The organism is Sinomonas gamaensis (genome assembly GCF_005876955.1).
Lineage (GTDB): Bacteria > Actinomycetota > Actinomycetes > Actinomycetales > Micrococcaceae > Sinomonas > Sinomonas gamaensis.
Map to the genome: position 1 here is coordinate 143,294 of NZ_SSCL01000007.1, position 13,754 is coordinate 157,047.

14 protein-coding genes are annotated in these 13,754 nt (G+C 68.6%); 6 read left to right on the plus strand and 8 right to left on the minus strand.

Going from position 1 to position 13,754, the window contains the following annotated elements; translation table 11 throughout:
- Positions 1 to 2 precede the first annotated feature (2 nt).
- Both E5679_RS20855 and E5679_RS11490 read right to left on the minus strand, forming a co-directional pair.
- Positions 3 to 164: a hypothetical protein gene (locus tag E5679_RS20855; protein WP_171042334.1), complete on the minus strand. Its 162-nt coding sequence runs from the start codon at positions 162 to 164 to the stop codon at positions 3 to 5.
- A gap of 123 nt (positions 165 to 287) precedes the next feature.
- Positions 288 to 575, minus strand: coding sequence for a CsbD family protein (locus E5679_RS11490; RefSeq protein WP_420821070.1), 288 nt, complete (start codon positions 573 to 575; stop codon positions 288 to 290).
- Positions 576 to 725: 150 nt separating this feature from the next.
- Here E5679_RS11490 and E5679_RS11495 point away from each other — a divergent pair, with 150 nt between their 5' ends.
- Together E5679_RS11495 and E5679_RS11500 are read left to right on the plus strand one after the other, a co-directional pair.
- Positions 726 to 1,439, plus strand: coding sequence for a sigma-70 family RNA polymerase sigma factor (locus E5679_RS11495; protein WP_171042347.1), 714 nt, complete (start codon positions 726 to 728; stop codon positions 1,437 to 1,439).
- Positions 1,440 to 1,460: 21 nt separating this feature from the next.
- Positions 1,461 to 1,775 carry a hypothetical protein gene (locus E5679_RS11500; RefSeq protein ID WP_138415919.1) on the plus strand — a complete coding sequence of 105 codons (315 nt, stop codon included), beginning with the start codon at positions 1,461 to 1,463 and terminating at the stop codon, positions 1,773 to 1,775.
- A 36-nt stretch (positions 1,776 to 1,811) separates the two neighbouring features.
- Here E5679_RS11500 and ald read toward each other — a convergent pair whose 3' ends face one another.
- The gene (ald, locus tag E5679_RS11505) at positions 1,812 to 2,930 is read right to left on the minus strand and encodes an alanine dehydrogenase (RefSeq protein WP_138416052.1); all 1,119 of its coding nucleotides are present in this window, start codon (positions 2,928 to 2,930) and stop codon (positions 1,812 to 1,814) included.
- A 213-nt stretch (positions 2,931 to 3,143) separates the two neighbouring features.
- Between ald and E5679_RS11510 the strand changes: the two genes are divergently transcribed.
- A complete protein-coding gene (locus E5679_RS11510; RefSeq protein ID WP_138415921.1) occupies positions 3,144 to 4,340 on the plus strand; it encodes a PucR family transcriptional regulator in 1,197 nt (398 codons plus the stop codon).
- On the opposite strand, the gene E5679_RS11515 is transcribed toward E5679_RS11510, so the two are convergent.
- Both E5679_RS11515 and E5679_RS11520 read right to left on the minus strand, forming a co-directional pair.
- Positions 4,337 to 4,705, minus strand: coding sequence for an excisionase family DNA-binding protein (locus tag E5679_RS11515; RefSeq protein WP_138415924.1), 369 nt, complete (start codon positions 4,703 to 4,705; stop codon positions 4,337 to 4,339). The two genes, E5679_RS11510 and E5679_RS11515, sit on opposite strands and share 4 nt — an antisense overlap.
- Before the next feature lie 80 nt (positions 4,706 to 4,785).
- Positions 4,786 to 6,231 carry an amino acid permease gene (locus E5679_RS11520; protein ID WP_138415926.1) on the minus strand — a complete coding sequence of 482 codons (1,446 nt, stop codon included), beginning with the start codon at positions 6,229 to 6,231 and terminating at the stop codon, positions 4,786 to 4,788.
- A gap of 176 nt (positions 6,232 to 6,407) precedes the next feature.
- On the opposite strand from E5679_RS11520, the gene E5679_RS11525 reads away from it, so the two are divergent.
- Positions 6,408 to 6,626, plus strand: coding sequence for a hypothetical protein (locus E5679_RS11525; RefSeq protein ID WP_138415928.1), 219 nt, complete (start codon positions 6,408 to 6,410; stop codon positions 6,624 to 6,626).
- Between the two features lie 100 nt (positions 6,627 to 6,726).
- Here the strand turns inward: E5679_RS11525 and E5679_RS11530 are convergent, their stop codons facing one another.
- Positions 6,727 to 8,322, minus strand: coding sequence for an MDR family MFS transporter (locus tag E5679_RS11530; RefSeq protein WP_138416054.1), 1,596 nt, complete (start codon positions 8,320 to 8,322; stop codon positions 6,727 to 6,729).
- Between the two features lie 126 nt (positions 8,323 to 8,448).
- Positions 8,449 to 9,909, minus strand: a complete 1,461-nt coding sequence (locus E5679_RS11535; RefSeq protein ID WP_249336085.1) for a sugar porter family MFS transporter — start codon at positions 9,907 to 9,909, stop codon at positions 8,449 to 8,451.
- Positions 9,910 to 9,955: 46 nt separating this feature from the next.
- Between E5679_RS11535 and E5679_RS11540 the strand changes: the two genes are divergently transcribed.
- Positions 9,956 to 10,948: an Lrp/AsnC family transcriptional regulator gene (locus E5679_RS11540; protein ID WP_171042348.1), complete on the plus strand. Its 993-nt coding sequence runs from the start codon at positions 9,956 to 9,958 to the stop codon at positions 10,946 to 10,948.
- Here the strand turns inward: E5679_RS11540 and malQ are convergent.
- Complete coding sequence (gene malQ / locus E5679_RS11545; protein ID WP_138415934.1) at positions 10,896 to 13,067, minus strand: 4-alpha-glucanotransferase; 2,172 nt, start codon at positions 13,065 to 13,067, stop codon at positions 10,896 to 10,898. The two genes, E5679_RS11540 and malQ, sit on opposite strands and share 53 nt — an antisense overlap.
- 79 nt (positions 13,068 to 13,146) lie before the next feature.
- Here malQ and E5679_RS11550 point away from each other — a divergent pair, with 79 nt between their 5' ends.
- Positions 13,147 to 13,659 carry a dienelactone hydrolase family protein gene (locus E5679_RS11550; protein ID WP_212746935.1) on the plus strand — a complete coding sequence of 171 codons (513 nt, stop codon included), beginning with the start codon at positions 13,147 to 13,149 and terminating at the stop codon, positions 13,657 to 13,659.
- Positions 13,660 to 13,754: the final 95 nt, after the last annotated feature.

Below are 13,754 nucleotides of genomic sequence, written 5' to 3' on the forward strand. Positions count from 1 at the left end.
CCCTACTCCTCGTCGATCCCCTCGGCTGGGTCCTCCGAATGGACGCGGATCTCGGTCGTGTCCGCTTCCTCATCGCCTTCGGCGGGGGCTTCGCTGTGGATGCGGTCCTCGTCGCCGTTGATGCGTGACATCTCGGTATCGCCTCGATTCTGTTTCCGGGTCATTGCTCCGTTCCCCCGCTTCCAGCCTAGGCTCCTGTTCCGGTTCCGGCCACGGTTGGCCGGGCAGTCGGCTGGGCAAAAGGAAAGCCGCCGCCTCGCATGAGGCGGCGGCTTTGCCATCTGTGGTTAGCGGTCGTCGTCGTTCTTCGTGAACGAATCCTTGACGTGCTCGCCGGCCTGCTTGAGCCCGGCCTTGGCTTGGTCTGCGTGACCCTCAGCCTCGAGGCTGTGATCGTCGGTGACCTTTCCGGCCCCCTCCTTGACCTTGCCCTTGAGTTCTTCAGCCTTGTTCTCGATCTTGTCGTCGGCTCCCATGCTGCTCCTTTCGTTGGGCTCGTCGGTCAGGTGCTTGGAGCACTCCACCGTGCCCCTTCGTTGCCCGCTCTCGGGGAGGTCAAACATGAGGCTGGCCATGGCCTGATTTTGAGACGATTTTGTCCGGCCCCGCAGGCTTGCCTAGTCTGACAGCAGTCGAGCAGCGGCAGCCCTTCTTCCCCACGGAGCTGTACCGCCATGCCGATCGACCGAGCCGCCAGCGGCCCGGAGTGCCCCGATGTGCCAAGCTTGAGCGATGCCGCGCGCGCCGAGCTGGTCATCCGGCACCTGGGACTCGCGGATTCCCTGGCAAGACGGCACGCGGTGCGTGGCCACGACGTGGCCGACCTGACGCAGGTGGCGCGTCTCGGTCTGCTGAGCGCCGCCGCGCGGTATGTGGAGGGCCAGGGCGAATTCGTGAGCTTCGCCGTACCCACGATTCTGGGGGAGATTCGGCATTATCTGCGCGACAACTCGTGGGTGGTTCGGCCTCCGCGCGGGGTGCAGGAGCTGCGCATGCGCGTCAACGGGGCACGATCTGACCTCGAGCAGTCGCTGGGGCGCGAGCCGACGCTCAAGGAGCTCGCGGAGGCCCTCGAGCTCACGCCCAGCGAGGTCGCGGAGGCAGCTGCCGCCGAGGCGGCGCTGGTCCCACACCCGCTGGGCGGAACAGACGAGGACGACGGCGGCCCCGAGGTTGGCATGGACGACCCCGGCTTCGTTGAGGCTGAGCTGCGCGCGATGCTGGACTCGCTGCTCCGCGGAGCCACCGCCCGCGAGCGTCGCCTGCTGCACTTGCGGTTCGTGCGGGAGATGAGCCAGAAGCAGATCGCGGGGGAGCTCGGCGTGAGCCAGATGCAGGTTTCCCGGCTTCTCCGGAAGCTGCTCGTCAGGCTCAGGGCAGGACTCGACGACGGACAGCCCGGCGGACCGGACGAGGAGCCGTCCTCGCAGGGGGAATAGGCGCAAGCGTAGGGTGGGCCGATGACCTACTACATCGAGTACACCGTTCCGTCCGAGGGAGGCGACGCGGACCTGCCCGTGAACGAGCAGGAATCCGGCGCGACGATCCCGCTCACGGAGGTGCCCGCGGAACACGTGCACACGAGCGAGCTGCCGGCCCGCAGCGCTGTTCTTGCCGCGAGCCTGGACGAGGCCAAGGAGGCCGCCGAAGAGGTCATCTCCCACAGCAAGGCCACCCGCGCGGAGCTCTTCGACGACGACGCCGACAGCCTTGAGGCTGGAAGCGGCCGGCTGGTGGCCAGATACGCCGAGGGCGAGGGCTGGACGAACCAGTAGACCCTCGCCCCTCGGGGATGGATTGCGCTGTAGAGACTACGCCGAGACGAGCCCGTGCCAGTCGCTCTCGAGCGGGAGGCCGTGGGCCTCGGAGACGGAACGGTTCGTGACCCGTCCGGCCGCCACGTTGAGGCCCGCCGCGAGGGCAGGGTTCTTCTCGAAGGCCTTCTCCACGCCGAGATCGGCGAGCAGGGCGGCGTACCGGAGGGTGACGTTCGTCAGCGCGTACGTCGAGGTGTTCGGGACCGCGCCGGGCATGTTGGCCACGCAGTAGAAGATCGAGTTGTGGACCCGGAAGGTGGGGTCCTGGTGCGTGGTCGGGTGCGAGTCCTCGAAGCAGCCGCCCTGGTCGATGGCGATGTCCACGAGGACCGAGCCGGGCTTCATCCGCGAGACGAGCTCATTCGTGACGAGCTTGGGGGCCTTCGCACCCGGGACCAGGACCGAGCCGATCACGAGGTCAGCCTCGACGAGGGACTTCTCGATCTCGTACTTGTTGGAGGCCACGGTCTTGATCCGGCTCCCGTAGAGCGCGTCGAGCTCCTGGAGGCGGGCGATGTTGATGTCCAGGATGGTCACATCCGCGCCCAGGCCGATGGCGACGACGGCCGCATTGGTCCCGGCGACCCCCGCCCCGAGCACGACGACCTTCGCCGGACGGACGCCCGGGACGCCGCCGAGCAGGATGCCCTTGCCGCCGTTGGGGGTCAGGAGCGCCTGTGCTCCGACCTGCACCGACAGACGGCCGGCCACCTCCGACATCGGGGCGAGCAGGGGCAGCGCGCGGCCCTCCTGGACCGTCTCGTAGGCGATCGCTGTGACGCCCGAGTCGATGAGGGCCCGCGTGAGCTCTGCCTCGGCTGCGAGGTGGAGGTACGTGAAGAGAATGAGGCCCTTGCGGAAGTAGCGGTACTCGGACGCGATGGGCTCCTTCACCTTCATGACCATGTCCGCCCGAGCCCACACATCTGCGGCGGCGGCGACGACCTCGGCGCCTGCGACCCGGTATTCGTCGTCGGCGATGCCCGAACCAAGTCCGGCCCCGCCCTCGACGAGCACGGTGTGCCCGTGTGCCACGAACTCGTGCACTCCGGCGGCCGTGATGGCCACGCGGAACTCGTTGTTCTTGATTTCCTTGGGGACTCCGATGATCACTTTCGTCTCCGTCATTCTCGCGGTGTTGACGCGGGGTTCCTGCGTGCTTCCAGCGTAGGATCGCTGTGAGCTGCACAACATGCGAGGGGACCACCGCCGAAGGGCGGCTTCCGCGGAATTCCGCGGTTTTCGCCATCGTTCGTTGAACTCTTGTCGCACACTGGGGCGGCAATTGTCGCCTGCTGTGGGGACGAAAGCCCTATGCTGGGAGGCATGCGAGAAGGGGTCGAGGACCTAGTTGAGAAAGCCGCCCAGAAGCTGGGACGGGGGCTGTCCGTCGAGGACCTCGACGGGCTCCTCGTTGCCTACTCTTCCAACCAGGCCCACGCCGATCCCGTCCGGGTGAATTTCCTGCTCTCCAAGCGGGTCCCGGCCGACGTCAGCGCGTGGCAGCTCTCGCACGGGATCGCGACGGCGGTACGCCCGGTAGCCGTGCCGCCCAACGCCGAGTTGGGGATGTACGGGCGGGTCTGCGTCCCGCTCCTGGTCCGCGGCTTCCGCGTCGGATACCTCTGGGTCCAGCAGGAGCCGGAGGAGGAAAGCGCCACGGCGATCCTCGCCGCGCTGCCGGGCGTGCGGCTCGAGATCGAGCTCATCGCGGGGCTCCTCCTGGACTCGAATACGGCCGCTTCCGCGCACCGGCGGCAGCGCGAGACGACGTTCCTGTCCGCGGCGTGCGGCGACAAGCCAGCGCTGGCCGAGATCGCCGGGTGGCGGGAAGTCCACGGACGGGCGCCCTGGCAGATGGTCACGCTGCTCGACCCCGACGGCGCGGACCCCGCCGACCCTCAGGCCGCCGTCGTCGCCACGAGCACTGCTGCGATGCTCGCCACTGCCGGGATCGACCCGGCGCTGTTTACAGCCGGGGCCGAGACCCATGCTGTGGCCCTCTTCGCCCACTCGACCGGACGCGCCAACCACGCGGCCGTCCTCACGCACTACGAGCGGGAGCTGGCCAAGCGCTCGGGGCGCCCGCCGGGGCGCGTGCTCGTGGGCATCAGCGAGCCGTTCTCATCCCTGCGCGCCCTCCCGGACGCCTACGCACAGTCGAAGGTCGCTGCCCAGGCGGCCGCCGTCGACCCGGCGCTCGGCGAGCTCGTGGACGTCCGCTCGGTGGGGGTGTACCAGCTCATGGGATCGGTCGGCATGGAACCGTCCAGCGTGTTCGCCGACCTGCTCGTCGAGGAGGACCGCGCAGGCGAGCTCCTGCCCGTGCTTGAGGAGCTCTACGACAACGACGGCGCCGTGCAGACCGTCGCGGACCGCTTGCACATCCATCGCTCGACCGTGTACCACCGCGTCGCGCGGGTGCGGAAGCTCCTCGGCGCGGATCCCCTTGCGGGCCGCGTGCGCCAGGAGCTGCATCTTGCGCTCAAGGCGCGCCGCTGGGCCGCGCGCCCGCGGATCTAGCCGCTGGTCTTCTGCTTCCCCACCCAGGCGAGCACGTCCTCGCGCCGGATACGCCGATGCGTCCCCCGGTATTCGACCGGCCACACGCCGAGGTCCGTGAGCTTGCGGACGTAGCTATGGCTGATTCCCGCGAGCTCGGCGGCCTGCGCGACCGTGAGGACATCCTCGGCGCTGCTGACGGTCACCGACTCGCCGCGGCCGAGCCTAGCCAGGAGATCCAGGACGGCGTCCCTGGCCGTGTCTGGGAGGCGGTAGGCCGTGCCGTCGGCAAAGACGGTCACGTCCCCGGCATCGAGCGCGCGGGCAAGGGTTGCGGCGTCGTCCGGCTCGAGGCTCGGTGTGGTGCGGGGCGCGAAGCGGCTCATGCGCCCCAGCGTAAAGCTTGCGCCGTCAGCTCCGCAGGGTGCACACCCTGCGGAGCTGACGGCGCAACGGGGGGGCGCAGCTAGGCGACCCGCTCCTCCTCGCGGACGGCATCGGCGTGGGCCGCGATGCGCGCCTGGTGCAGGGGCGAGCGCCGGAGCACGAGCCATGCGGCGAAGAGGATTGCGAACCAGATCGGCGTCACGAGGAGCGCGATGAGCGTGTCCGTCTGCGTCGTGAGCGCCCACACGAGGAACGCGAAGAACGCGTACGTCACCCAGACCATCGCCGGTCCGCCGGGCATCTTGTAGGTCGAGGCGGCGTGCAGCTCCGGGCGGCGCTTCCGGAAGACCAGATAGCTGGCGAGGATGATCGACCACACGAACATGAAGCACACGGCGGAGACCGTGGTCACCATGTCGAACGCGGTGCCGATGTCCTTGCCTGCATAGAGGAGCACGACGCCGGAGAGCAGAAGGATGCACGAGAGGAACAGTGCGTTCTGGGGAACTTTGCGCGAGGACAGCCGGCCGAAGATCGACGGCGCATCGCCCTCTTGGGCGAGGCCGAACACCATGCGGGATGTCGAGTAGATGCCGGAGTTCGCGCTGGACATCGCAGACGTGAGGACCACGAGGTTGACGATCGTCGCGGCGGCGCCGAGGCCTGCGAGCGAGAACATCCCGATGAACGGCGAGTGCCCCGCCTGGAACTGGGTCCACGGCGTGACCGACATGAGGATGATGAGCGCGCCGACGTAGAACAGGCCCACGCGGACCGGGATGGCGTTGATGGCCTTGGGCAGGTTCTTCTCCGGGCTCTTGGTCTCGGCGGCGGCGGTGCCGACGAGTTCGATGCCCACGAAGGCGAACACGGCGATCTGGAAGCCCGCCACGAAGCCCATGAACTCCTTGGGGAAGAAACCGCCGAACTGCCACAGGTTGGCGAATGAGGCGGTGCCCGCGGAGGAGCTGAAGCCCGAGAAGATCATGATGAGGCCGGTCACGATGAGCGTGAGGATGGCCACGATCTTGATGAGCGCGAACCAGAACTCCACCTCCCCGAACGCCTTGACGGTCGGCAGGTTGAGGGCGAGGAGGATGAGGATGGTGGCGAGACCGGGGATCCACAGCGGAATGCCTGGCCAGAGGGTCTGGGCATAGCCCGCGATCGCCACGACGTCGGCGACTCCGGTGACGACCCAGCAGAACCAGTACGTCCAGCCGGTGAAGAAGGCGGCCCACGGCCCGAGGAGGTCTCCGGCGAAGTCGCTGAAGGTCTTGTAGTCCAAATTGCTGAGCAGGAGTTCGCCCATGGCCCGCATGACGAAGAACAGCATGAAGCCGATGATCATGTAGACGAAGATCACCGACGGTCCGGCGACGGAGATGGTCTTGCCAGAGCCCATGAAGAGGCCCGTGCCAATGGCGCCGCCGATCGCCAGGAGCTGGATATGCCGGTTGGAGAGGCCTCGGCTGAGGTGCGGCTCGCCCTGTTTCTGCCCAGACGGGCTGGTGAGCTTAGTCATAGTGCTAGTGCCTTCGCGTAGTTGGCAAAAATGTGATGCCCCTAACAGGGCGAGTCCTAGATTACCGCTACTCCGTAGTCCGTTTGACCATGCAGGATGCGCAGTGCATGGAAACACGTCCATATACCCTAGACTGGACGGTCTAAAACAACATTTGATTCGGAAGGAGCGTGCGCATGACCCCCAGTGTGCACAACCACCGGAGCCTGAGAATCGTCGTCGACCATGCGCATGAGCTCGACGCCGCACTTGGCTCGGCCATCGAGACGCTGCAGCAGACCGCTGTGGCGCACCCCTGCTGCGGCATCCTCGTCACCCGAGAGGCAGCAGGGCAGTACACGGTCGCTCACGACGCGAGCGTCCCCTTCGGCGACACCCACCAGCGCATCGCCTGATTCCCTCACCGGCAACGCACGGCGCCCGACGACTTCCCTTGGGAAGCCGCCGGGCGCTGACGTTTTCCGGGTGCTCCGGGTGCTCCGGGTGCTCCGGGTGCTAGGCCGCGGCCGGCTCCTTGAGCGCGGCCTTCGGGTCGCGCAGCTTGACGTTCGGCAGCGCGAGCGTGATGAGGAACGCGACGACCATGAGGCCCGCCGCGGTCAGCATCACCGCGTCGACGGACTGCGAGAAGCCGTCCTTGATCGGGTGGGTGAGGATCGAGTTGGCCTTCGAGAGCCAGCTCGTGTCGTTGAGGTTGTCCGTTCCGAGGCCGCCGGACGTGCCGCCCTTGAACAGGTCGAAGAGCGGCTTGTTCACGGGGTCTGCGGCGACGGCAGGATCCCGCATCGTCTTGATGAAGTCGGCCTGATTGACGGCGTCCTTCATGGCGGAGCTGATTTTGTCCGCCGCGAGGCTGAAGAGCATCGAGATGAAGACGGCAGTGCCGACCGCTCCGCCCATCGAGCGGAAGAAGGCGGCCGTCGAGGTCCCGACCCCCATGTCCTTCGGCGGGACTGAGGTCTGCATCGCGAGCACGAGCGGCTGCATGCAGCAGCCGAGCCCCATGCCGAAGAACACCGCGACGACGGCCGGCACCCAGAGCGGAGTGTCGACCGTGAGGACGAAGCCCATGGTCGTCGCGGCGCCGGCGAGCAGGAGCGTGCCGATCATCGGGAAGATCTTGAAGGTTCCGGTCGCCGAAATTGTGCGGCCAGCGGTGATCGAGGCGGACATGATGCCCACCGTGAAGGTGATCATGAGCAGCCCGGCCTGGGTGGGCGTGAGGCCCTTCACCAGCTGCAGATACATGGGCAGCATGGCGATGGCGCCGAACATGCCGATGCCGATGATGAAGTTCAGCAGCGCCGAGAGGCTGAACTGGGCGCTCTTGAAGAGCCGCAGGGGGATGAGTGCGTAATCGCCGGCGAACTTCTCGATGACCACGAACGCCGCGAGGCCCACGGCGCCGATGGCGTAGCAGACGATCGAGTTCGCCGACGCCCAGCCCCAGCCGCGGCCCTGCTCGGCGACGAGGAGGAGCGGCACGAGGCCGACTGTGATCGCTGCTGCGCCGAAGTAGTCGATCCGCTGGCGCGTGTGGTGCGCCGGCAAGTGAAGGAAGAGGAACACGGTCACCAGGGCCGCGATGGCCACGGGCACGTTGACGTAGAACACCCAGCGCCAGCCCGTGATCCACAGGATCTGGTCTGCGCCTGCGAAGGCACCGCCCACCACGGGCCCGAGGACCGAGGAGACGCCGAACACCGACATGAAATAGCCCTGGTACTTTGCGCGGTCCGAGAGCGGCACGATGTCGCCGATGATGGCGAGCGCGAGCGCCATGAGGCCGCCGGCACCGAGCCCCTGAATGCCGCGGGCCACGGCGAGCTCGCTCATCGCGTGGACGGAGCCAGCGAAGATCGAGCCGGCGAGGAAGATCGCGATTGCCGCGATGTACAGGGGGCGGCGGCCGAAGATGTCCGAGAGCTTGCCATAGAGCGGCGTGCTCACGGTCGAGGTGATGAGGTAGGCAGTGGTGGCCCAGGCCTGAAGGCTCAAGCCGTCGAGGTCGTTGGCGACCGTGTAGATGGCGGTCGAGACGATCGTCTGGTCAAGGGAGGCAAGGAACATGCCGAGCATGAGCCCGACCATGACGCCCCTGATCTGACGCTGCGTGATGGCTCCCGCTGGAGCGGCGGAGGGTTCGGATTGAGACACGGGAGGCTCCCTGGAGCTAGAGAGACGGAGGAACTGAATTCGTTGCTTTCCGTAACTATCCTACGGCCGGTTTTCTTCCCGGGATCCCCGCGAGGCCCGCACGAAAAGCGTCTCCGCCTGCTCGAGGGACATGCCGTTCGTCTCCGGGACCTTGGCGAGGACGAACACGAACGAGAGGGCAGCGAACGCGGCGTAGAGGCCGTACGTGAGTGGGAGCGACCACGCCGCCATGGGCGGGAACGAGACGGTGACAAGGAAGTTCGCGACCCACTGCGCCGCGGCCGCGATGCCGAGGCCGCGGGCCCTGATCGCCGGCGGGAAGATCTCGCCGAGGAGCACCCACACGAGCGGCCCCCACGAGGCGCCGAAGCACACCACGAAGACGTTGGCGGCGACCAGTGCTACAGGTCCCCACGCACCGCTCAGGGTGGGTTCGCCGTCGCGGATCGCCGCCGTCGAGAAGGCGAGGGCCATGAGCGCGAGGGACACCGCCATCCCCACCGAGCCGGCCAGGAGGATCGGCCGCCGCCCGATCCTGTCGACGAGCGCGATCGCCACGAGCGTGACGAGGATGTTGGTCACAGAAGTGACCACCGAGATGGTGAGCGAGTCCTCCTCGCGGAAGCCGACGGACTTCCACAGCGTCGTCGAGTAGTAGAAGATCACGTTGATCCCGACGAACTGCTGGAACACCGAGAGCGCGATGCCCACCCACAGGACGGGCTTGAGGCCGAACGCGGAGCCGCGGAGCGCCCCGCGCCTCTCAGACAGGCGGTCCTCCTCGATCGCCTGCCGAATGTCGCGGATCTCGCGTTCGACGTCGCTTCCGGGCGCGATGTCCTCGAAGACCGCGCGCGCCTTCTGCTCGTCGCCCCGGAGCACGAGGAAGCGTGGGGACTCGGGGAGCACGAAGGCGATCCAGCCGTACACGAGAGCAGGCACGGCCCCGGCGACGAACATCCAGCGCCATGCCTCGGCGCCGAACCACAGGGCGTGGCCCGCGCCGCCGGCCCCGTTGGCGAGCAGGGCGTCGCTGAGCAGCGCCGCGAAGATTCCTGTGGTGATGGCGAGCTGCTGGAGCGAGGCGAGCCGCCCGCGGAGGTGCCGGGGCGAGATTTCGGAGATGTACGCGGGAGCGATGACCGAGGCGAGGCCGATTCCGAGGCCGCCCACGAGCCGCCACGCGATGAGATCCCAGAGGCCCGCGGAGAGGCCGGTGCCAATGGCACTCGCGAGGAACAGGAGGGCGCCGAGCTTCATGGCAGGGATGCGGCCGAAGCGATCCGCGATGGCACCCGCGAGCCAGGAGCCCCCCGCGCACCCCAAGAGGGCGATGGCGACGGCGAAGCCGGTCACCGCGTGCGAAAGCGCGAATCCGCTCTGGATCGCGTCGACGGCACCGTTGACCACCGACGAGTCGAAGCCGAAGAGGAAGCCTCCGACGGCTCCTGCGACCGCGAGGCCGATCACTTTCCGCGCGACTGGTTCCTTGGAATGGACACTCTGGGGTTCTACAGGCACAGGGCCACAGTCTGCCCACTTTCGGGCGACAGGCATAATCAGGTGGGTGGAGGGGCGAGAATTCGACGAGCTGGACCGGCGCATCGTCGCGGCGCTGCAGGTCAACGGCCGGGCATCGTGGCGGCACATCGCGGACGTCCTCGGGGAGCCCTTCCGCACGGTCACCCGACGCGGCCTCGCGCTCCTCGACTCCGGTGCCGTCCGGGTGGCGGGCCTCGCGGCCCTCGGCCCCACCCACCTGATCGAGCTGGACTGCGAGCCCGGGCGCCTCGAGGAGGTCGCCGCGGAGCTCTCCGCGAACCCGGACGTCATCTTCGTCTACGCGCTCTCGAGCCCCATGCGGCTCATCGTGGAGGTCCATGCAAGGCCGGGACAGCTCGCGTCCCTGGTGCTGGACGAGTTCCCGCACCTCGACGGCGTGGTGCAGGTGAGCGCCGCCCCGGTGATGGAGTACTTCCGGACAGTGGCGGACTGGCATCCGGGGCCGATCACGGAGGCAGAAGCCGCCAGACTGCGGGACGTCCCGCCGCCACAGGCGCGCCCCGTCGCCGCGGCTGACCTCGACGGGATCGACCACCAGATCGTCCAGCTCCTCGTCGCAGACGGCCGCGTTCCGGTCGCCGAGCTCTGCGCCGCCGTGGGCCTGACCGCGCCCGCGGTGCGGCGGCGGCTCACAGGCATGCTCGAGCGCGGCGCGCTCTCCGTGCGCGCGATCGTCGACCCCGCAGACATCGGATTCCCCGTGGAGGCCGTCCTCTGGGCGCGGGTCGCGCCGTCGGACGTGCGCGAGGTGGGGCGGCTCGCCGCCGAGGCACCCGGAGTCCGCTACGCCGTCATGGCCGTCGGGGAGTTCCAGCTCATGGTCAACGTGACCGTCGCCGGCCTCGAGGAGCTGCGCTCGTTCCTCACCGAGAGCCACTGGACGGCGCGCGTCCAGGCGATCCGCACCTCGCTCGTGGTCCGGGCCTACAAGCGCGGGGGCGTGGTCATGGACGGTCGGTCCCGAGCGCCTCGCGCATCGTCCTCGTCAGCGAGCTGAAGCGGGGGTTGCTCGCAAGGTCGTCGAGGAGCACAGCGGCGCCATCCGCATCCGCGAGCGGGATGCACCAGTTCCGGTACTGCTCATGCGTGGTGCCGGGCTGATTCTGGGTGCGCTTCTCGCCGACCGCGTCCACGAGGGCGACGCCGAGCAACGACGACGGCGTCAGCGCGGTGAACGCGTAGAGCGCCTCCACCGTGGGCTGAGTGTCCGCGACGGCGCCCTCTGCGAACGGCTCGGTCGAGACATCGCCGTCCACAACGGGAAGGAGCCCCTTCTCTCGCACCAGCTCGAGCACGGCCTCCTGCTCCGCTGCGGCGGCCGCGCGTTCCTCCTCGACGGGCCGGGCCAGCAGGCCCAGGGCTTCCCGGAGGGCCACGTGCTCGCCGGCGAGGTAGCCGGCGGTCGGCGGCAGGTCGTGGGTGTTGACGCTCGTGAGGCACCGCTCGCGATACCGTTCGGGCGCAAGGGGGCGGTCGCCGTCGTACTCGAACCAGAGGATCGAGGTGCCGTAGATCGCGCGCTCGGCGAGGTAGTCCCGCACCCAGGGCTCGAAGACGCCGAGGTCCTCGCCGACCACGATTGCGCCGGCGCGCTGCGCCTCGAGGGCGAGGATGCCTACGAGGGCCTCGTGGTCGTAGTACACGTACGTGCCGTTCTCGGGGCCCTCGCCCTCGGGGATCCACCAGAGGCGGAACAGCCCGAGGATGTGGTCTATGCGGAGGCCCCCCGCATGGCGGAGGATTGTGCGGAGCATGTCCCGGTAGGCCGCGTACCCCGAGGCCTCGAGCCGGCGCGGATGCCACGGCGGCTGGCTCCAGTTCTGGCCCTGCTGGTTGAACACGTCCGGCGGCGCGCCGACCGTGACGCCGTGGGCGAGGACGTCAGAGAGCGTCCAGGCGTCCGCACCCGTGGCGCTGACTCCTACGGCGAGGTCATGGATGATCCCGAGATCGACGCCGGAGTCCTTCGCCGTGCGCTGTGCCGCTTCGAGCTGTTGGTCGCAGATCCACTGCAGCCAGCGGAAGAACTCGATGCGCTCGCCGAGCCGTCCGTGAGCCTGCTCGAGATCAGCCCAGCCCGGGTCCCCTGGCGGGAGTTCCTCGGCAAGGGCGCACCAGAGGGCGAAGTCGTCGAGGCCCTGGCCCTGCTCCGACGTGAACTGCCGGTACTCGGCTTCCCGCTCCGGCGTTCTCGGCGCGGCGGCGATGAGCTCGAGGGCCTCCAGCTTCGCCGCGAAGCTGTCGTTGCGGTTCAGCAAATCGGCGGAGCGGTTCGCACGGCGCAGTGGCTCCGCGAGGGCCTCGATCCTGCCGCGGGCCTCGGCGTCGAGGCCGCCGTACTCGGGGATGTCCTCGACGCGGATGTAGAGGGGGTTCACGAACCGGCGCGTGACCGGCAGGTACGGCGAGTCCTCGAGGGGCGGCCGCGGCTCGGCGGCGTGCAGCGGGTTGACGAGCACGAAGCTCGCCCCCTCGGCCCCGGACAGGGCGGCGAGGTCTGCAAGGTCTCCGAAATCGCCGATTCCCCAGGAGCGCGAGGACCGTACCGAGTAGAGCTGCGCCATGATGCCCCAGCGGCGACGGTCCGTGAGGCGCCCGTTCGTTGCGAGCTGCGCGGGCGTGATGACCAAGACGCACTCGGCACTCGTGTTCTCCGCCTCCGCGTGCAGGGTGTGCCATCCGAGCGGAAGGCTGCTGGGCACGGCGAACGTCGCGCGGCCCGTGAGGACGCCGTCGATCTCGCGGGGTGCCTCGCCGTCGGCCACCTGCCGTACCTCGACGCGGGTGCCGTCCTCCGCACTGATCCAGACCTGGACTGACGTCCCGTGGGGCACGTGAACGTGCACCTCGGTCTCCCGACCCTCCCGGCCCACGACCACCGGCGGCAGGAGCCGGCGCCACGGCTCGAGCTCCGCATCGTGCAGTGCCGCGCGGGCGGCGTCGTCAGTCTCGGCATCGATCCCGAGGGCGCCGAGGACGGTCCGCAGGGTCTCGCGGGAGACGGGGCGTTCCGCGCCGTCCCAACCCCAGTACGAGGTGGCCACCCGGTGGGCAGCGGCCAGCTCGCGGAGGAGAGCGTCGTTGTGGTCGTGCTGGTTCTGCTCAGTTCCGGCCATGGGCCCACTGTAGGCGGGGGATCCTTCCCGGAACCAGCGAGGAGTACCGTGGGCAGCTGTGACATCCGTGAACCGTTCCATGATCGAGATTCCTACCCGTGACGGCGTCGCTGACGCATACTTCGCTCACCCGGAGGACGGCGTACGCCACCCAGGCGTGCTCTTCTACATGGATGCGTTCGGGGTCCGGCCGCACCTCAAGGCGATGGCGGATCGGACCGGCTACTGCATGGGTGCGCGCCTCTCGCTGCGCACCGCGGGCGCCTACCCCGAGCGGGTGGCCGCTGCCGCGGGCTTCCACGGCGGCGGGCTCGCCACCGACGCCCCCGACAGTCCTCATCTCGTGGCCGACCGGGTGGCGGCCGAGCTCTGCTTCGGCCATGCCGATCAGGACCACTCCCTCCCGCCCGAGCAGATCGAGCGGCTCAACGCGGCGCTCACCGAGGCGCGCGTGCGGTTCCAGGCCGAGGTGTACGAGGGTGCGCGACACGGCTACACCCAGGCTGATACGTCGTCGTACAACGCCGACGCCGCGGAGCGGCACTGGAATGAGCTCCTCGCGCTGTTCGAGCGGACGCTCCCGCAGGCATAGACGGCGCGCCGCAGACGCTCGGGACGGGTCCCACAACGCTTGGTTGTGGGGCCCCGTCCTTTTTCGGTGGGGTCTGGTCAAATGTGAGTCAGAGC